At 65.5% G+C, this 17,321-nt stretch carries 19 protein-coding genes; 10 read left to right on the top strand and 9 right to left on the bottom strand.

The window, feature by feature from the left end; all coding sequences use genetic code 11:
* Position 1 precedes the first annotated feature (1 nt).
* Positions 2-562, bottom strand: coding sequence for an ATP-dependent protease subunit HslV (gene hslV, locus XH81_RS20990; RefSeq protein ID WP_018323528.1), 561 nt, complete (start codon positions 560-562; stop codon positions 2-4).
* 201 nt (positions 563-763) lie between these two features.
* Between hslV and hisB the strand changes: the two genes are divergently transcribed.
* The 8 genes from hisB (at position 764) to XH81_RS20950 (ending at position 5,866) form a co-directional block, all read left to right on the top strand.
* Positions 764-1,357, top strand: a complete 594-nt coding sequence (gene hisB / locus XH81_RS20985) for an imidazoleglycerol-phosphate dehydratase HisB (protein ID WP_018323527.1) — start codon at positions 764-766, stop codon at positions 1,355-1,357.
* Positions 1,358-1,423: 66 nt separating this feature from the next.
* On the top strand, positions 1,424-1,954 hold the full coding sequence (locus XH81_RS20980) for a DUF2628 domain-containing protein (RefSeq protein WP_028139386.1): 531 nt from the start codon (positions 1,424-1,426) through the stop codon (positions 1,952-1,954).
* On the top strand, positions 1,951-2,601 hold the full coding sequence (hisH, locus tag XH81_RS20975) for an imidazole glycerol phosphate synthase subunit HisH (RefSeq protein ID WP_028139387.1): 651 nt from the start codon (positions 1,951-1,953) through the stop codon (positions 2,599-2,601). Before XH81_RS20980 ends, hisH begins: the two co-directional genes overlap by 4 nt.
* Positions 2,598-3,341: a 1-(5-phosphoribosyl)-5-[(5-phosphoribosylamino)methylideneamino]imidazole-4-carboxamide isomerase gene (gene hisA / locus XH81_RS20970; RefSeq protein WP_028139388.1), complete on the top strand. Its 744-nt coding sequence runs from the start codon at positions 2,598-2,600 to the stop codon at positions 3,339-3,341. The genes hisH and hisA overlap by 4 nt, the downstream gene beginning before the upstream one ends.
* A 3-nt stretch (positions 3,342-3,344) precedes the next feature.
* The gene (hisF, locus tag XH81_RS20965; protein WP_018323523.1) at positions 3,345-4,118 is read left to right on the top strand and encodes an imidazole glycerol phosphate synthase subunit HisF; all 774 of its coding nucleotides are present in this window, start codon (positions 3,345-3,347) and stop codon (positions 4,116-4,118) included.
* Between the two features lie 90 nt (positions 4,119-4,208).
* A complete protein-coding gene (locus tag XH81_RS20960) occupies positions 4,209-4,529 on the top strand; it encodes a phosphoribosyl-ATP diphosphatase (protein ID WP_018323522.1) in 321 nt (106 codons plus the stop codon).
* Between the two features lie 41 nt (positions 4,530-4,570).
* Positions 4,571-5,527: a type I pantothenate kinase gene (gene coaA, locus XH81_RS20955; RefSeq protein ID WP_028139389.1), complete on the top strand. Its 957-nt coding sequence runs from the start codon at positions 4,571-4,573 to the stop codon at positions 5,525-5,527.
* A gap of 99 nt (positions 5,528-5,626) precedes the next feature.
* Positions 5,627-5,866 (top strand): hypothetical protein, encoded by a 240-nt coding sequence (locus tag XH81_RS20950; RefSeq protein ID WP_028139390.1) that lies wholly within the window; start codon positions 5,627-5,629, stop codon positions 5,864-5,866.
* Between the two features lie 4 nt (positions 5,867-5,870).
* Here XH81_RS20950 and XH81_RS20945 read toward each other — a convergent pair whose 3' ends face one another.
* From XH81_RS20945 to XH81_RS20925, 5 genes are all read right to left on the bottom strand, one after another.
* Entirely contained in the window at positions 5,871-6,929 is a 1,059-nt protein-coding gene (locus tag XH81_RS20945) for an AI-2E family transporter (RefSeq protein WP_028139391.1), read from the bottom strand.
* A gap of 229 nt (positions 6,930-7,158) precedes the next feature.
* A complete protein-coding gene (locus tag XH81_RS20940) occupies positions 7,159-7,788 on the bottom strand; it encodes a histidine phosphatase family protein (protein ID WP_028139392.1) in 630 nt (209 codons plus the stop codon).
* Positions 7,789-7,892: 104 nt separating this feature from the next.
* Positions 7,893-10,130 (bottom strand): PAS domain-containing hybrid sensor histidine kinase/response regulator, encoded by a 2,238-nt coding sequence (locus XH81_RS20935; RefSeq protein ID WP_271596353.1) that lies wholly within the window; start codon positions 10,128-10,130, stop codon positions 7,893-7,895.
* Positions 10,131-10,256: 126 nt separating this feature from the next.
* Positions 10,257-10,730 (bottom strand): hypothetical protein, encoded by a 474-nt coding sequence (locus tag XH81_RS20930; protein WP_038972283.1) that lies wholly within the window; start codon positions 10,728-10,730, stop codon positions 10,257-10,259.
* Between the two features lie 97 nt (positions 10,731-10,827).
* Positions 10,828-12,366, bottom strand: coding sequence for a YifB family Mg chelatase-like AAA ATPase (locus XH81_RS20925; protein WP_095424553.1), 1,539 nt, complete (start codon positions 12,364-12,366; stop codon positions 10,828-10,830).
* A gap of 228 nt (positions 12,367-12,594) precedes the next feature.
* Between XH81_RS20925 and XH81_RS20920 the strand changes: the two genes are divergently transcribed.
* Together XH81_RS20920 and XH81_RS20915 are read left to right on the top strand one after the other, a co-directional pair.
* Positions 12,595-12,840: a PilZ domain-containing protein gene (locus XH81_RS20920; protein ID WP_011083489.1), complete on the top strand. Its 246-nt coding sequence runs from the start codon at positions 12,595-12,597 to the stop codon at positions 12,838-12,840.
* A gap of 79 nt (positions 12,841-12,919) precedes the next feature.
* Positions 12,920-13,705 (top strand): tetratricopeptide repeat protein, encoded by a 786-nt coding sequence (locus XH81_RS20915; protein ID WP_271596352.1) that lies wholly within the window; start codon positions 12,920-12,922, stop codon positions 13,703-13,705.
* A 21-nt stretch (positions 13,706-13,726) separates the two neighbouring features.
* On the opposite strand, the gene XH81_RS20910 is transcribed toward XH81_RS20915, so the two are convergent.
* Genes XH81_RS20910 through XH81_RS20900 form a run of 3 tightly spaced genes read right to left on the bottom strand, consistent with a single transcriptional unit; the run spans position 13,727 to position 17,320 of the window.
* Positions 13,727-15,016, bottom strand: a complete 1,290-nt coding sequence (locus XH81_RS20910; protein ID WP_028139397.1) for an AAA family ATPase — start codon at positions 15,014-15,016, stop codon at positions 13,727-13,729.
* Complete coding sequence (locus XH81_RS20905) at positions 15,013-15,747, bottom strand: CpaD family pilus assembly protein (protein ID WP_028139398.1); 735 nt, start codon at positions 15,745-15,747, stop codon at positions 15,013-15,015. The genes XH81_RS20910 and XH81_RS20905 overlap by 4 nt, the downstream gene beginning before the upstream one ends.
* A gap of 55 nt (positions 15,748-15,802) precedes the next feature.
* Positions 15,803-17,320 (bottom strand): type II and III secretion system protein family protein, encoded by a 1,518-nt coding sequence (locus XH81_RS20900; RefSeq protein WP_028139399.1) that lies wholly within the window; start codon positions 17,318-17,320, stop codon positions 15,803-15,805.
* Position 17,321 lies beyond the last annotated feature (1 nt).

Genomic DNA, 17,321 nt, shown 5'->3' with positions numbered 1-17,321 from the left:
CCTATCCCGCTGCCAGGCTCTCGATCGTCAAATTCCGGTTGGTGTAGACGCAGATGTCAGCGGCGATGTCGAGGGAGCGGCGGACGATGGTCTCGGCGTCCTTGTCGGTGTCGAGCAGGGCCCGTGCCGCCGCCAGCGCGTAATTGCCGCCGGAGCCGATCGCCATGACGCCGGCCTCGGGTTCGAGCACGTCCCCGGTGCCGGTCAGCACCAGGGAGACGTCCTTGTCGGCCACGATCATCATGGCCTCCAGCCGCCGCAAATAACGGTCGGTGCGCCAGTCCTTGGCCAGCTCGACCGCGGCCCGGGTCAGCTGCCCCGGATATTGCTCGAGTTTGGCTTCCAACCGCTCAAACAGCGTGAAGGCGTCGGCGGTCGCGCCGGCAAAGCCGCCGATCACATCGCCCTTGCCGAGCTTGCGGACCTTTTTAGCGTTGGACTTGATCACGGTCTGGCCGATCGAGACCTGGCCATCGCCGCCGACCACCACTTTGCCGCCCTTGCGCACCGTCAAAATCGTGGTGCCGTGCCAGCCCGGCGAGCTGTTCTGGGAATCCTGCATGAAGTACCTCGTTGTCCGGCCTGATTTAGGCGGTCGGGGGCAAGGGGACAACCAGGGCACAACGGGCCGCTCCGGCCCCAATTTGCTCACCATAGGTGGAAGTGCCGGCCTGCCAAGGCGATCCCGCGGTAGCGAAGGCGCCATTTGGCTGTTAAAAGACCGGCGTTTTCGGCCCCCGAGCCAGGATGAGAGCTAGTTTCAATGCGCACCGCTACGATCAAGCGCAAGACCAAGGAAACCGACATCGAGGTCTCCGTGAACCTCGATGGCACCGGCGTGGCCAATATCGCGACCGGCATCGGCTTTTTCGACCATATGCTCGATCTCCTCGCCCGCCATTCCCGCATCGACCTCACGGTCAAGGCGGTGGGCGATCTGCACATTGATTACCACCATACCACCGAAGACACCGGCATCGCGCTCGGCCAGGCGGTCAAGCAGGCGCTCGGCAACATGGCGGGCATCACCCGCTATGCCGGCGTGCACATGCCGATGGACGAGACGCTGTCGCGCGTGGTCATCGACATCTCGGGCCGCCCTTTCCTGGTGTTCAAGGCCGACTTCCCCCGCGACAAGATCGGCGAGTTCGACACCGAGCTGGTGCGCGAGTGGTTCCAGGCCTTCGCCATGAATGCCGGCGTGACTCTCCACGTCGAGACCCTATATGGCGATAACAGCCACCATATCGCCGAGTCCTGCTTCAAGGGCCTGGCGCGGGCGCTGCGCACCGCGGTCGCGATCGATCCGAAAGCGGCGGGAGAAATCCCGTCCACCAAGGGCTCGCTCGGCGGCTAACGTCTTTCGGCCAGCGGCTGCGCGCCGCTTGCGGCATCACTGAATTCCTAGGAACGGGGCATCACCATGCCTGTCTACACAGTTCATGCTCCCTCCCCTGCCGGAGCCGATCTGCGCGCGACCGACAAGTTCGTGTTCGTGCGCGACGGATTCCATTTCTGGGCGATGATCCTCGGTCCGTTCTGGCTGCTGTGGAATCGGCTGTGGCTGGCGCTGATCGGCTGGGTGGTTTTCGTCGCAGCGTTCAACGCCGGACTGTCGAGCCTCGGCGTCGGACGGGGCTCGATCTTCTTCGCCGATCTCATCGTCGCGCTGCTGATGGGTTTCGAGGCCTCGAGCCTGCGCCGCTGGACGCTGTCGCGCGGCAAATGGCGACAGCTCGACGTGGTGGTTGGCGATGACGAGGACACCGCCGAGCGTCGCTTCTTCGAGCGCTGGAGCCAGAAGCAGCACGGCATCGTCAACGATCAATGGGCCGTCGATCGCGGCGGCCCGCCGCCGACCCGCAGCGTGCCGGGTCAGCCATTCTCGAATCCGCCGCCGATTCCGGCCGGCGGCATCATCGGGTTGTTTCCAGAACCGGGTGGGTCAAGATGAGCGTCGCCATCATCGATTACGGTTCCGGCAATCTGCATTCCGCCGCCAAGGCGTTCGAGCGCGCCGCGCGCAGCCTCGAAAATCCGCAAAAGGTTTTCGTCACCAGCGATCCCGATCAGGCCTACGAGGCTGACCGTCTGGTGCTGCCGGGCGTCGGCGCCTTCGCCGATTGCCGGCGCGGGCTCGATGCCGTCAATGGCATGGTCGAGGCGATCACCGAAGCGGTGCGGGTCAAGGCGCGGCCGTTCTTCGGCATCTGCGTCGGCATGCAGCTGATGGCGACCCGCGGCAAGGAGCACGTCACGACCGATGGCCTGAACTGGATCGGCGGCGACGTCGAGAAGATCACGCCGCGCGACGAGAGCCTGAAGATCCCGCACATGGGCTGGAACACGCTCGACGTACTGCAGGAACATCCGGTGCTGAACAGGCTGCCGCTCGGCCCGAAAGGCCAGCACGCTTATTTCGTGCACTCCTACCACCTCAATGCCGCCAACGAGGCGGACGTGCTCGCGCGCGCCGATTACGGCGGGCCTGTCACCGCGATCGTCGGCAAGGACACCGCGATCGGCACCCAATTCCACCCCGAGAAGAGCCAGCGTTTTGGCCTCGCTCTGATCTCGAACTTTTTGCGATGGAAACCGTGATCCTCTTCCCTGCGATCGACCTCAAGAACGGCCAATGCGTGCGGCTCGAGCAAGGCGACATGGCGCGCGCGACGGTGTTCAACCTCAATCCGGCGGCGCAGGCGCAGAGCTTCGTCGAGCAGGGCTTTGAGTATCTCCATGTCGTCGATCTCGATGGCGCCTTTGCCGGCAAGCCGGTGAATGCCGAGGCCGTCGAGGCGATGCTGAAGACGGTCAAGATTCCGGTGCAGCTCGGTGGCGGCATTCGCGATCTCGCGACCGTTGAAGCCTGGCTCGACAAGGGCATCACCCGCGTCATCATCGGCACCGCTGCGGTGCGCGATCCGGAGCTGGTGAAGGCTGCGGCGAAAAAATTCCCCGGCCGCGTCGCGGTCGGGCTCGACGCCCGCGACGGCAAGGTCGCGGTCGAAGGCTGGGCCGAGACCTCGCAGGTCACGGTGCTGGAGATCGCAAAGCGCTTCGAGGATGCCGGCGTTGCCGCCATCATCTTCACCGACATCGCGCGCGACGGCCTGCTCAAGGGCCTGAACCTCGATGCGACCATCGCGCTGGCCGACGCCATCTCGATTCCCGTGATCGCCTCAGGCGGCCTCGCCTCGATCGAAGATGTGAAAGCCATGCTGACACCGCGCGCGAAAAAGCTCGCCGGCGCGATTGCCGGCCGCGCGCTCTATGACGGCCGGCTCGATCCCGCCGCCGCCCTCACCTTGATCCGCAACGCGCGCGCGCCTGGGAGCTGACACATGTTCAAGGTGCGCGTGATCCCCTGCCTCGACGTCAAGGACGGACGGGTCGTCAAGGGCGTCAACTTCGTTGATCTCAGAGATGCCGGCGACCCCGTCGAAGCCGCGATCGCCTATGACGCCGCCGGCGCAGACGAACTCACCTTCCTCGACATCACCGCGACCCATGAGAATCGTGGCATCATGCTGGACGTGGTCCGGCGCACGGCGGAGGCCTGCTTCATGCCTGTGACCGTCGGCGGCGGCGTGCGTGAGGTCAACGACATCAAGACGCTGCTGCGCGCCGGCGCCGACAAGGTCTCGATCAACAGCGCCGCAGTATCCCGGCGCGAGTTCGTCAAGGAAGCGGCCGAGAAATTCGGCGAGCAATGCGTCGTGGTTGCGATCGATGCCAAGCGCGTCAAGCGCCCCGGCGGCGACCGTTGGGAGATCTTCACCCATGGCGGTCGCAATTCGACCGGCATCGACGCCATCGAATATGCCCAGGAAGTGGTCTCGCTCGGCGCCGGTGAGATCCTGCTGACCTCGATGGATCGCGACGGCACGAGGCAGGGCTTCGACATCCCGCTGACCCGGGCGATCGCCGACAGCGTTGCCGTGCCCGTGATCGCCTCAGGCGGCGTCGGCAATCTCGACCACCTCGTCGACGGTATCCGCGACGGCCACGCCACGGCCGTGCTGGCCGCCTCGATCTTCCATTTCGGGGAATTCACCATCCGCGAAGCCAAGGAGCACATGGCCCGGCGCGGACTGGCCATGCGCCTCGATGCCTGACGACTCCCGTTCGTAAAAGTGCTACATGAGGTAGCGGGGAATGGCCTCCGTGGCCAAGTGTGTTGCCAAGCGTGTTTCCGAGTAATTCCGATGCCGCGTTTCACGATCCACGATCTGGCCGAGACCATCGACGCCCGCGCGGCGGCCGGCGGCGAAGCGTCCTATACCCGCAAGCTCCTCGACAAGGGCGCAGAGCATTGCGCCAAGAAGTTCGGTGAGGAAGCAGTCGAAACCGTAATCGCAGCAGTCGAAAACGATCGCGCGCATCTGATCGCCGAGAGTGCCGACCTGCTCTATCACTTCCTTGTCTTGCTGAAGGCCCGCGGCGTAAAGCTGGAAGAGGTGGAAGCGGCACTCGACAAGCGTACGAATATGTCAGGGCTGGAAGAGAAAGCGTCGCGTAAGGGCTAGTATAAGCCCCAAGGGATAAGCCCCAAGGGAAAGGTCGCGTTATGGACATCCGCGCACCCGAGCAGCAGTATAATCCGTACCGCATCTATTCGCGCGAGGAGTGGGCGCGTCTGCGCGACGATACGCCGATGACACTGGAGCCGGGCGAGTTCGACCGGCTGCGCTCGCTGCACGATCGCCTCGATCTCAAGGAAGTCGAGGACATTTATCTTCCGTTGTCGCGCCTGCTCTCGATCTATGTCGATGCGATGCAGCGCCTGTATTATGCGGAGCGCCAGTTCCTCAACATCCGCGACCGCAAGGTGCCCTACATCATCGGCGTCGCCGGCTCTGTCGCGGTCGGAAAATCCACCACGGCCCGCGTGCTCCAGGCCCTGCTGGCGCGCTGGTCGCCGCGCCCGAAGGTTGAACTCATCACCACCGACGGATTCCTCTATCCGAACGCCGTGCTCGACCGGCAGGGCATCATGCAGAAGAAGGGCTTTCCGGAAAGCTACGACCTGCCGCTGCTGCTCAGCTTCCTCTCCGATATCAAGTCCGGCCGCCGCCATGTGCGTGCACCGGTCTATTCGCATCTGACCTACGACATCGTGCCGAACCAGTGGGCCGAGATCGACCAGCCCGATATCCTGATCGTCGAGGGCGTCAACGTGCTGCAGACCGGCAAGCTGCCGCGCGACGGCAAGGCGGTGCCTGTGGTTTCCGACTTCTTTGATTTCTCGGTCTATATCGACGCCGACGAAGCCCCGTTGCGGCAATGGTACATCAAGCGCTTCCTGGCGCTGCGCGACACCGCATTCACCAATCCAAAGTCCTACTTCAACCGCTACGCGCTGCTGTCGGACGAGGAAGCCACTGCCACCGCGATCGCGATCTGGGAGCGCACCAACCTCGCCAATCTCGAGGACAATATCCTGCCGACCCGCCCTCGCGCGACGCTGATCCTGAAGAAGGGCGCCGACCACACCGTGGAGAACGTGGCGCTCAGGCGACTGTAGTCGCGGCGGTCGGCGGATCCTGCGCGTTCGTGCAGCGTGTCTTTTGTTGCAGACCGGCAAGAGGTATTGGGCTATGACCTTCGAAAACGCGAGGGCTCGATGGTTGATCGTCTCAGAAGTGCTGCGGAACAGCTCGAAGCACCGACCTGCCCGGATTGCCATGTCGAGATGAGGTGGTACCGCTCGGAACTGCTCGCGGACGAGCCGGTTCCGGTCATTGCGCATCTCTTCGTATGTCCGCATTGCAAGCGTGCGGCAAAGACCGACACCATCTTCAAGGGCACCCCGGGGCCGCCCGACAAGCTCTCCGCACCGCGCTTCATAGCTTGCGCCGCGTAGCAGGTCATTTCCGGACCTCCTGTTGCTCTTTCGAGCGGACGAAGACCTGCCAGGCCGTCAGGAACATAGCCGCGACGAGTGGGCCGATGACGAAGCCGTTTGCTCCGAAAGCCGCAAGGCCGCCCAGGGTGGCGAGCAACACAATGTAGCTCGGCATCCGGATCGACTGTCCTACCAGGATGGGGCGGAGAAAGTTGTCCGCGAGGCCGATCACGAAGGTGCCGAAAGCGAGCAGGATGATTCCCTTCGTGACCGAGCCTGCCACGAGCAGATAGAGCCCGGCCGGAAGCCATACCAGCGCGGAGCCGAGCACGGGCAGAAGCGAGAGCAGCGCCATCAGCGCGCCCGCCAGTAGCGGCGCCGTCAGTCCGAGCAGCCAGAAGATCACCCCGCCAAGCGCGCCCTGAATCAGGGCAACGAGGATGATTCCCTTGATGGTCCCGCGAACCGCCAGGGTGAACGCATGCAGAATCTCGGCGCTGTGGCTCGCACGCAGCGGCAGGGCGTCGCGGATGCGTGCGTTCAGCTCGTCACCGTCGCGCAGCAGAAAAAACAGCAGGTACAACATCACGAGCAAGCTTGCGACGAATTCGAGGGTCAACTGACCGATGTTGATCGCGTGCCCGGCCAGTTGCTGGCCGGCCGGGACGAGCAGACCGGACAGGCGTTCCTTCAGGGCCGAAAAATCGATGCTGGCGAGCCGATCCGCCATGGGACCAGCCCAGTCGGGCAGCGCGGATTTCAGCTGCTGAAGCGGATGTGCAAAGCTGATCTCCCCCGACTGAACGCGCTGATACAGCTCCCCTCCCTGGTCGATGAGCGAAGCGATGACGATCGCGACAGGGATCAAGACGATTACCACCACGATGACGACGGTGGAGAATGCGACAAGGTTGCGCTTTCCCGGGAGGGTTTCCAGGAAGCGTCGATAGAGCGGGGCGAAGATGATGGCCAGCAGCGTGGCCCACAGCAATGCTCCGGAGAAAGGCCAGAGCACCCAGCCAAAGGCTAGCGTGACCGCGGCAAGCAATACGAGAAATGAGCGGTCTTCCGATGTTCTCACGTGTTCGCCAGCCTTTCAGTCGGAACTCGCAAGACGTGGGTATCACAAGTCGATCGTGCGGGGGCAAGTCGCACAAGGTCAATCTGTCTGCGGCGTTTCGGCAATGTCTCGGCAAATCTCGGTTTGCGCAGACGTTGGCCGGATACCCTCCACGTGAGCCGGCTCGTCGAGAGGCCGGGGAAATCCGGCCCCTCCATCACGCCAGCGATCAGTGTCGAATGTGGGCGCTTCACTTGCCGGCTTTGGCGCTCCAATCTGCAGGCTTGAGGCGTCCGGCAAAGGTGGCGGGGCCGGAGCTGCCGGCCTTGTAAACGAAGGCCTCGCCTTCCCCGACGTCGCCGGCCTCCTTGCCGAAGGCATCGGCGATGTTCGTCTTGTGGGTGACCAGGAAATTGTTGCTGCCTGCCTTCGGCGGCGCGTCGACGAGCTGGCGCACGGCCTGCCCGGCCTTTGCATTGGCGCCGGTGGGGTTTGCCATTCCCGATGCGCTGGCGTTGCTGCTGTCCGTCAACGCGTCGACCGGCTTGACCTCGCGGCCGGAGATCAGCTTGCCGGCCTCGATCGCACGGTTGAGCCGGCTGGTGTAGACATCGCCGATCGGGATCGCGAGGTCCTTGACCGCTGCCCCGATCTGGAGCGCCATGTCCCTGCCCTTTTCGCTGAGCTGACGCTGGGCGCTCATGTCGTCGAACTTGAAGGGGTAGACGTCCTTTTGGCTGTCATCGGTGGCGGTGTGCCGAAAGATCAGCACGTAGCCGCCTTGCTTGAGCGCGGCGATGAGCTCCGGCGTATCGGCCGCGGCGTGTCGGGAAAATCCAGCGAGAAGGACAATGAGTACGAGGCGGCACAGCACGTTCATGCGCGAAACCCTCCTGCAATGCCCCCGGAGGATGGTGACGCGCAACGCGGTCGATTTCAATTATCGATTGCCAGATGGGATGAGGTTCCCGTGAGATTTTCGGATCAGACGGCCAGCCGCCGTGACGCCGCCAGCCCTGCCAGTGCTTCGTCCAGCTTGTCGCGATCGAGCGGCTTGATCAGGAATCCGTTCATGCCCGCTTCGAAGCAGGCATAGCGATCCTCCACCAGCGTATTGGCGGTGAGCGCAAGGATCGGCGTGTGGTGGCCGCCGGTCGCCGCCTCATGCGTTCGGATTCGCTTCGTCGCCTCGATGCCGTCGAGCTGCGGCATCTGGATGTCCATCAGCACGAGATCATAGGGCGTGCCGGCCGATGAAGCGGCGAGCCAGGACTCCAGCGCGGCCTCGCCGTGGACGGCGATGACGACGCGATGGCCGAGCTTCGTCAGCAGCGAGCGCATCAACAGCGCGTTGATCTCGTTGTCCTCGGCGACGAGGATCGACAGGGCCTTGGTCGCTCCTTTGGCCGGCGTCGCGCCGGCAGCTTCCGCCGGTGGTTCCGGCGCCAGATCGGGCGAGGCCACCTCCGGCGTCATCGCAAGGCGCGCGGCGAGCGAGGCCGCCCGCAGTGGCTTCACCAGAAAACCGGTGAAGGCCGGGGACAGCTTTTCGTGGCGCGAGCTGGAGGTCAGCAGCACGAGGCGCTGCAACGCATGCGCGCGGGCCATTTCGCCCAGCTGGTCGGCCGCGGCAGGGCCGATCGCACGATCGATCAGCACCGCGTGCCATGAGCGTTCCGGCAGCAGCGCTTCGGCGACCGCGGCATCCGTAATCATGCAGGTCTGGCCACCCCAGCGCTCGAGGCGCCGCGCGATCAGCGAGGCCTCGATGCCGTCGGCGACGAGGAGCATCGACTTGCCGGTGAGGTCGGGACTTGGAAAGGCCGTCTGTCCCGCGCTGGCTTGCGACGGCGGAAGCGGCACCGCGATCTCGAAGGTCGAGCCTTTGCCCGGCTCGCTCGCGAGCGTGATCCGGCCGCCCATGCGCTTGACGATGCGCTCGCTGATGGAAAGGCCGAGCCCGGTGCCGCCATAGGTGCGGGCGACGCGCTCGTCGGCCTGCTCGAATTCGCGGAAGATGCGCTGCTGCGCCTCCGGCGCAATGCCGATGCCGGTGTCGCGGACCAGGAAGCTGATCTCGTTCGGCCAGATGCCGGGCTCGACGATCAGCGCGACGCCACCGCTCGCGGTGAACTTGATGGCGTTGCCGGCGAGGTTGAGCAGCACCTGGCGCAGCCGCGCGGCATCACCGACCACCTCCAGCGGCAGGCGCTCGTCGACATAGGCGGCGATCTCGAGCGCCTTGGCCTGCGCGCGGGGCGCGAGCAGCTCGGTGATCTCCTCGACCAGGGTCGAGAGCGCGAAGGGACGCTGCTCCAGATCAAGCTTGCCGGCCTCGATCTTGGAATAGTCGAGCAGTTCCTCGATCAGCGCCATCAAGGCTTCGCCCGAGGTTTTCACCGCCTTGGCATAGGTCGCCTGCTCCGGCGTCAGATTGGTGTCGAGCAGGAGGCCGCCCATGCCGATGATGCCGTTCAGGGGGGTGCGGATTTCGTGCGAGGCCATCGCGAGGAAGCGCGATTTGGCGCGGTTGGCGGCGTCGGCCTGGTCGCGCGCGTCGGACAGAGCGCGTTCGGTCTCGGTGCGGTCGGTGACGTCGCGTCCCACGCTCTGCAATTCGGCGGGCTGTCCGGCATCGAGGCGGACATAGCCTTCGCGCCAGGCGATCCAGCGCGCGCCGAGCGGGGTTGCGATCTTCTGGTCGTGGATGCGTGTGCCGCTGCTCTCGCGGGCGCTGTCACCCTGCTCCAGCACGTCGAAATCGAAGCGCGTGCCGACCAGCGCGCTGCGCGCCTGTCCTGCGAGCGCGCAATAGGCTTCGTTGGCAAAAGTGATGCGGCCATCGGTAGCGCGCAGCACGATGAGGTCGCCCTGCTGCTCGAACAGGCTGCGGGCGCGTTCTTCCGCCTCCTTCAGCTCCCAATTGCGATCGATCAGCGCCTCGTTGTGGGCTGCGAGGCTACGCAGCCGCTTGCCCACGAAACGCAGGCGCATGCTCAGCGTCGCAAGGCCGAGGCAGGCGAGCGCGAACAGGAAGCTCGCGCCGATCGCAAAGGTGTGGGGATCGTAGCCGGAGTTCTCGGACCGGCTGCCGGACACGAAGCCATAGGCGCCGCCGAAGGTCGCCGAGAAGATCATGAAAGAGCGGATCGCGAAAGCGATGCGGGGATGCTGTCGCCTGAAGCGGCGCATGCGCACCTTGATCCGGAACGTCCGACCCATCGCCACCGACCCCGACTCTTCTTCGAAATCCCGCCACCCGCCGTCTGCGACGATGTCGCGCCGACCTTGCGAACAGCTTGAGGCTTTGGCGCTGCCTCCAAACAGGGTTGACCAGGTGTTAACGGCTCAGAGCGAGGCGGCCTGGAGCGGGAGCGGGCGATGGCCGCCATGGGCGCCGACGATCAGCGCCGCGGCCTCGCGCTGCGAGAACGACTTCGAGCGCACATAGATGCGGTAATCCGCCGGCCCTTCGGTGGAGAGATAGATCACCTGGCCGCCATCGACGGGCTGAGCGGCAATCGAGACGAGGCGCGTCGAGGAATTGACCTGACAGGAATCCGGTTCGGAACCGAGACCGTCGTCGACCACGGCGAAGTCCGCCGTATCGGCATCGTCGGTGATCTGAACCCGCACCGTGGCCCGGGCGGGATCCTCGGTGAAGGCGACATGGACGCCGGCGGTCCAGAACAGGGAGGTGAGCTCGACCGAGGTTTCGCCGAGGGCGATGCAGGGATGCGAGACCGATCCGATCTCCGCGCGGGCGAACACCGCAGCCGCCAACAAGGGAACAACCGAGGCCAGGATCTTGAAACGCAACATGACACTCTACTCGCCGAGGCCCCGGGGAACTCATTGGGCCTTATGGTTTGCAGAGCGTAAAGGAAACTCGTTACCGCCGGGTTGATGCGCGGAATGATCAAGCCATCTGGCGCACATCCTCCGCGAGTGCGCGGTAGGACAGCGCTTCGGCGAGATGCAGCCGGCCGATCTTGTCGGCGCGATCGAGGTCCGCCAGCGTGCGCGCCACCCGCAGCACGCGGTGATAGCCGCGCGCCGACAGCCGCATGGTCTCGGCAGCGTCGCGCAGCAGCTTCTGGCCCTGCGCGTCCGGCTTTGCGATCTCCTCCAGCACAGAGGCAGGAGCCTCGGCATTGGTGCGGACACGGGGCAGGCCGGCATCGGCATAACGCGCGAGCTGGATGTCGCGCGCTGCCGCCACGCGGGCGGCGACTTCGGCGGAGCCTTCCGCCGGGGGCGGCAGGATCAAGTCGGCTGCGGTCACGGCGGGAACTTCGATGCGCAGGTCGATACGGTCCATCAGTGGTCCGGAGATGCGCGCCTGGTAGTCGCCGGTGCAGCGGTCGACGCGGCCGCGCTTGCAGGCATAGCCCGGCTCGAACGCGTTGCCGCAGCGGCACGGATTCATCGCCGCGACCAGCATGAAGCGGGCAGGGTAAGTGACGCGATGATTGGCGCGCGACACCGCGACCTCGCCGTTCTCCAGCGGCTGCCGGAGCGAATCCAGCACGCGCGGATCGAACTCCGGCAATTCGTCGAGGAACAGCACGCCCTGATGTGCCAGCGAGATCTCGCCGGGCTTTGCGCGCATGCCGCCGCCGGTGAGCGCGGCCATGCTCGCGGAATGATGCGGCGAGCGGAACGGCCGCTTGGCCGTCAGCGCGCCGCCCTCGATTTCGCCGGCAACGGAGGCGATCATCGAGACCTCGAGCAGTTCGCTCGGTGACAGCGGCGGCAGGATCGAGGGCAGGCGCGCCGCGAGCATCGATTTGCCGGCGCCGGGCGCCCCGATCATGAGCAAATGATGCCCGCCGGCGGCCGCGATCTCCAGCGCGCGCTTGGCGCTTTCCTGGCCCTTGATGTCGCGCAGGTCGAGCGTGGAGGCGGCGGGCTCATGCACCTTCGGTGACGGCCGCGACAGCACCTGGGTGCCCTTGAAGTGATTGGCGATCTGGATCAGCGAGCTCGCCGCGATGATCTGGATGTCCGGGCTCGCCCACGCCGCTTCGGAACCGCACGAGGCGGGGCAGATCAGCCCTTCCTCGCGCATATTGGCGCCGAACGCGGCGGGAAGAACGCCGGCCACGGGCGCGATCGAGCCGTCGAGGCCGAGTTCGCCGAGAACGGTGAAACCGGTCAGCGCATCCGGCGGGATCGCCCCGATCGCCGCCATCAGGCCGAGTGCGATCGGCAGGTCGTAATGGCTGCCTTCCTTCGGAAGGTCGGCCGGCGCCAGGTTGACGATGATCCGCCGCGCCGGCAGCGCCAACCCTGAGGCGATCAGCGCCGAGCGCACCCGCTCGCGCGCCTCCGACACCGCCTTGTCCGGCAGGCCGACGATGGCAAATGCCGGCAGGCCCGGCGCGACCTGCACCTGCACGTCGACCGCACGGGCCTCGATCCCCTCGAAGGCGACGGTGGAAACCCGCTGAACCATGCTCAAACCAGCCTGCCCCTCTCGCACAATTAGGGGTAGCAGAGACGGACCTTCTCCGCAAGAACAATACGGGAACGATCCCGGAGGGCGAGCAAGCCCTAACCAATCGTAAACGCCACGCCGACACTAAGCCTCGAATGCCGGCTTCTGTCCTCAGCACATTCCAACGAATGTCCGCTATTCCTGAGGCTGCGGGATGGGCCGTGGTCTAACGGGTGAACAATTCAAATGCTTGCAAATCGCCGGAGAAGCGAACGTCGGGTGTGCAGCCGGCTCGCCAAGATCCATTTTGGCGCGGGCTCGCTGCCGCGGGACTGCACGATCACCGATATTTCGGATGGCGGCGTGAAGGTGGTGGCGGAATTCCTGGAAGTGCCGCCGCAATTCACCATCATTTTCGCACCTGATTATTCCCGCCAATGCCGCCTGCGCTGGCGCATCGGCTGCGAATTCGGTGCCGAGTTCACCGACTAAGATCTCCCAGGCCGCGTCCTTAACGGGACTTTAGCGTTAATCGGTAAGCATCTCTGATCAGTTGCCGAGTGATCAGAGTATGTCCAAGCGTTCGTCCCTCGCCTCTCCCCCGGCGAGATTGCTGCTTCCCGCACTCCTGGTGCTCGTCCTCGGCGGTTGCCAGACCGCCGGCATCGAGGATGTGACCGGCGCGCTTGGCGTCAGATCGGAAACGGCTGTCAAGGCCGACGCCAAGGCTGACGCCAGGTCCGACATGGATGCGTTGCGCGAGCGCTATCGCGCCAAGCCCAGTGATCCCAACGTTGCGCTCGCCTACGGCAAGGCGCTGCGCGAGACCGGCCAGCGCGCGCAGGCGGTTGCGGTCATGGAGCAGGCGGTGCTCGCCCATCCCAGCAACAAGGCGCTGCTCGCCGGCTATGGCCGCGCGCTCGCCGACAGCGGCAATTTCCAGCAGGCCTTCGACGTCCTCAGCCGCGCGCATGCGCCGGAGGATCCGGACTGGCGCATCCTGTCGGCGCAAGGTGCGGCGCTCGATCAGCTCGGCCGCAACGAGGAGGCGCAGCAATATTATGCCGCGGCGTTGAAGATCGTGCCGGACGAGCCGACCGTGCTGTCCAATCTCGGCCTGTCCTATATGCTGCAAAACAATCTGCCGAAGGCCGAACAGGTGCTCGGCCGCGCTTATCAGCGCAATCAGAACGATGCGCGGGTCCGCGCCAATCTCGCGCTCGTGCTGGGATTGCAGGGCCGCGAGGCCGAGGCCGAAATCCTCGTGAAGGCAGATTTGCCGCCGGACCAGGCCGCGGCCAAGGTCGCGGCGCTGCGGCAGCTGCTGGCGAAGAAGCAGCAGCGGGCGGACAAGTAGTCCGCCCCTTTTGGTGTACGCTTACGACGCCTTGCGATGCGGCGCCGAGTTGCGGCTTGACTTGCCCTTCAACTTCTTCAGCAGCGGTCCGAGCAGCGAGCGCTTCGGCTTCTTCACCTCGCCGCGGCCGGCGAGGCGGTTCGCCATGTTCTGGAACAGCTCGGTGGTGCGGTGGTTCTTGGAGACCTCCGCGATCATCTGGCCGTTATTGGCGGCGGTGGAGAACAGCTTTGAATCGAACGGGATCACCGCGATCGGCTGGCTTTCCATGGTCTTGGCGAACGCCTTGACCTCGATCTCCGCGCGCTTGTGCATGCCGACCTGGTTGATGCAATACAGCGGCGGCCGGTCGTTCGGCCGCGCCGCCTTCAGCACGCTCAGCATGTTCTTGGTGTTGCGCAAATTGGCGAGATCGGGCTCGGCCACGATGACGATGTCGTCGGCGTTCACCAGCGCGCGCCGCGTCCAGCCGGACCATTGGTGGGGAACGTCGAGCACGATGCAGGGCGTGGTCATGCGCAGCGTGTCGAACACGGCGTCGAAAGCTTCGGCGCCGAAATCGTAGACGCGGTCGAGGGTGGCAGGCGCCGCGAGCAGGCTGAGGCGCTCGGTGCATTTGGAGAGCAGGCGCTCCATCAGCGCCGTGTCCGGCCGGTCCTGCGACAGCACCGCGTTGGCGATACCCTGCACCGGGTCCTGGTTGTAGTCGAGGCCTGCGGTGCCGAAGGCGAGGTCGAGGTCGATCACGACGGAATCGAGCGCGAGGTCACGGGCGATGGTCCAGGCCAAATTGTGCGCGACGGTGGAGGCGCCGACGCCGCCCTTGGCGCCCACCACCGCGATGACGCGGCCGGTGATGATGGCCTCGGAGGCCGAGAACAGGCTGCAGATGGAGCGGACCACGTCGAGGGTTTCGACCGGTCCCACCACATAATCGTTGACGCCGCGGCGCACCAGCTCGCGATAGGGCGCGGTGTCGTTGGGATTGCCGATCACGACCACGCGTGTGCCGGGGTCGCAGACGCCGGCGAGGTCGTCCAGTCCCTCGAGGATGTCGCGCGTGCCGTCGGATTCGATCACGATCACGTTCGGCGTCGGCATCGATTCATAGACTTCGATCGCCGCGGCAAGGCCACCGTCCTTGGCGGTGAGGTGCGCCTTGGCGAGCCGGCGGTCCTGCCCGGCCGCGGTTACCGCGGCCAGCGTCTTCTCGGTCTCGCAAAAGGCCTGCACCGAAATGCGGGGAACCGGCGCAATGTGTTCCTCGGGGTGCTGCGGATCGTCCGCTTCTTCGTCGTGGATGCCCGTCATTTGCCTGTGTCGCTGAGCTTGGCCCTGTCGGCCTCGGAATTGGGAGTCGAGATCGCAGTGCCCTTGCGGTAGCGATCAAAGGCGATGTCGCGCCGCGCGGTATAGGCCGGCGTCTCGGATCGCGGCTGCTCGAGGTCGGCCGGATTGTCGATCATCGCGGCGAGATTGCGCTGGCTGGCGCAGCCCAGATTGAAGTAGGGCCGGTTCTCGTTGTAGCCGGGATCGAGGATGTTGGGGCCGAGGTCTTCCGGCCACAGCCCGCAGGGGCCGGCGACCGCGGCGATCTTCGAATAGCTCAGGCGGATGGTGGGCAGCAGCCCGGGATCTTCAGGGCGATAGGGATGCTGGACGATGGCACGCGACGGCACGCCGCCGGATGCGAGCACGGAACGGATTTCCCGATAGGTCGCAGCCGCCGCGCGCGAATTCGCAGCGTCGACGGGAACGTCGACGACGACGGAGCCGGTGCCTTCGCGCACCCAGTCCCGGGCGATGCCCGCGACGTCCGAATGCTGCGCGGCCGACAGGCCGCCCCTCGCCTTGCCGACGAAGATCACGATCGACTTCTTGCCTTCCTGCACCGCGATCGGGTGGCGCTGGCGATAGTCGGTCGGCACCGTCTGGGTGACGATCTCGCCGGTGGTGTTGCAGGCGCCCAGCATGACGGAGAGCCCCGTCAGTGCCAGCGCAACGCCTAGATTGCGACGTCGATCGGCTGTCGTCTTCGTCATCGCTTCGTCCCCTCTTGCCCCGATTCCCGCCCCGTTCCCCAGCCGTCCGTTCGTCTCAGTCGATGATGAAGCCGAAATCGCCGGGCGCGCCGGCGATCGGATCGACGCGACGCGCGATGCCATAGAGGCGGTTCATGCGGCCGAGCAGTGCGGTCTGCGCGTCCGAGGCTGGCGCGAAGCCGTCGTCGGGCCGCGCCAATTCCTTCTGGGCGACCGCGCGCACCACATAGGGCGTCACGATCACCATCAGCTCGGTCTCGTTGTTGACGAAGTCCTGGCTGCGGAACAGCGCGCCGATGATTGGCACCTGGTCGACGCCGGGCAGGCCGTTGATCGCCTGCTTGGTCTGCTGCTGGATCAGGCCGGCCATCGCCATCGAGCCGCCCGAGGGAATTTCCAGCGTCGTCTCGGCGCGGCGAGTCTGGATCGAGGGGATGGTGATCGAGTTGCTCGAGGTCGAGGACACCGCCTGGGTCAACGTGATCGAATTCGTATTCGACAGCTCCGAGACCTCGGTCATCACGCGCAGGCTGATGCGACCTTCGCTGAGCACGACGGGAGTGAAGTTCAGGGAGATGCCGAACTTCTTGTAGGTGACCTGGGTGGTACAGACGTGGGTGACCGGATCGCAGGAATAGCCTGCCGGGATCGGGAATTCGCCGCCGGCGATGAAGGTGGCGGATTCGCCCGAGATCGCGGTCAGGCTCGGTTCGGCGAGCGTGCGCATGACGCCGGCGCTTTCCATCGCGCGCATGGTGGCGCTGACGGTGGCGACGCCCTTGGCGAGGCCGGCGACGCCGAGCCCGTTGCTGCCGACGATCGGTCCGCCCGAGACCGAGAACGGGTTGGAATTGTTGAAATTCACCACCGCGGTGCCGGCGTTCAGGCTGGCGCTGAGATCGACGCCGAGCTGCTTGACGATGTCGCGGCGCACTTCGCCGACGACGACCTTGAGCATCACCTGGTCGCGGCCGCGCACGACGATGCTGTTGACGACCTTGTCCGAGCCGCCGACCAGTTTTGCGGCGACCTCGCCGGCCTGCTGGGCCTCGACTGGGCTCGACACCGATCCGGTCAGCATCACGCTGTCGCCGACGCCTTCGATCTGGACGCCCGGCAGCGACTGGCGCAGGGCCGCGCGCATGCCGTTGAGGTCGCGCTTCACTGCGATGTCATAGGAGGCGACCTGCTGGCCGTCGGCGGTGAAGAACACGACGTTGGTCTGGCCGACCTGGCCGCCGATGATATAGGCGCGCTGGGCCGAGCGGATCACTGCATTGGCGATCTTGGGATCGGCCACCAGCACGTCCTTGACCTCGCGCGGCAGGTCGATGACGACGGATTTGCCGACGCCAAGCGAGAGAAAACGCGTCTTCGCCGACGCGATGGTCCCGACCGACGACACGCCGAGATCCGGTGCCTGCATCGGCGCCTGGTCGCCGACCGGCGCATCCGTCGCGCTGACGAGGTCGGGGGCTGCGAGCAGCCCCAGCACCAGCATCGTCCCCGTCCAGAACGAGCGCGTGCGCTTCCCCCGAAGGCGCAGGCCCATCCGATCATCCCCGTAGTTCATG

Origin of the sequence: Bradyrhizobium sp. CCBAU 25360, from assembly GCF_028128695.1 — a bacterium.
GTDB lineage: Bacteria > Pseudomonadota > Alphaproteobacteria > Rhizobiales > Xanthobacteraceae > Bradyrhizobium > Bradyrhizobium ottawaense.
This window is presented reverse-complemented; position numbering and strand designations above follow the sequence as displayed.

Excerpts from the sequence above, each read along its gene's own strand:
- hslV (WP_018323528.1), bottom strand. The coding sequence starts at position 562 with ATGCAGGATTCCCAGAACAGCTCGCCGGGCTGGCACGGCACCACGATT.
- hisB (WP_018323527.1), top strand. The coding sequence starts at position 764 with ATGCGCACCGCTACGATCAAGCGCAAGACCAAGGAAACCGACATCGAG.
- XH81_RS20980 (WP_028139386.1), top strand. The coding sequence starts at position 1,424 with ATGCCTGTCTACACAGTTCATGCTCCCTCCCCTGCCGGAGCCGATCTG.
- hisH (WP_028139387.1), top strand. The coding sequence starts at position 1,951 with ATGAGCGTCGCCATCATCGATTACGGTTCCGGCAATCTGCATTCCGCC.
- hisF (WP_018323523.1), top strand. The coding sequence starts at position 3,345 with ATGTTCAAGGTGCGCGTGATCCCCTGCCTCGACGTCAAGGACGGACGG.
- XH81_RS20960 (WP_018323522.1), top strand. The coding sequence starts at position 4,209 with ATGCCGCGTTTCACGATCCACGATCTGGCCGAGACCATCGACGCCCGC.
- coaA (WP_028139389.1), top strand. The coding sequence starts at position 4,571 with ATGGACATCCGCGCACCCGAGCAGCAGTATAATCCGTACCGCATCTAT.
- XH81_RS20950 (WP_028139390.1), top strand. The coding sequence starts at position 5,627 with ATGGTTGATCGTCTCAGAAGTGCTGCGGAACAGCTCGAAGCACCGACC.
- XH81_RS20940 (WP_028139392.1), bottom strand. The coding sequence starts at position 7,788 with ATGAACGTGCTGTGCCGCCTCGTACTCATTGTCCTTCTCGCTGGATTT.
- XH81_RS20935 (WP_271596353.1), bottom strand. The coding sequence starts at position 10,130 with ATGGGTCGGACGTTCCGGATCAAGGTGCGCATGCGCCGCTTCAGGCGA.
- XH81_RS20930 (WP_038972283.1), bottom strand. The coding sequence starts at position 10,730 with ATGTTGCGTTTCAAGATCCTGGCCTCGGTTGTTCCCTTGTTGGCGGCT.
- XH81_RS20925 (WP_095424553.1), bottom strand. The coding sequence starts at position 12,366 with ATGGTTCAGCGGGTTTCCACCGTCGCCTTCGAGGGGATCGAGGCCCGT.
- XH81_RS20920 (WP_011083489.1), top strand. The coding sequence starts at position 12,595 with ATGCTTGCAAATCGCCGGAGAAGCGAACGTCGGGTGTGCAGCCGGCTC.
- XH81_RS20915 (WP_271596352.1), top strand. The coding sequence starts at position 12,920 with ATGTCCAAGCGTTCGTCCCTCGCCTCTCCCCCGGCGAGATTGCTGCTT.
- XH81_RS20910 (WP_028139397.1), bottom strand. The coding sequence starts at position 15,016 with ATGACGGGCATCCACGACGAAGAAGCGGACGATCCGCAGCACCCCGAG.
- XH81_RS20905 (WP_028139398.1), bottom strand. The coding sequence starts at position 15,747 with ATGACGAAGACGACAGCCGATCGACGTCGCAATCTAGGCGTTGCGCTG.
- XH81_RS20900 (WP_028139399.1), bottom strand. The coding sequence starts at position 17,320 with ATGAACTACGGGGATGATCGGATGGGCCTGCGCCTTCGGGGGAAGCGC.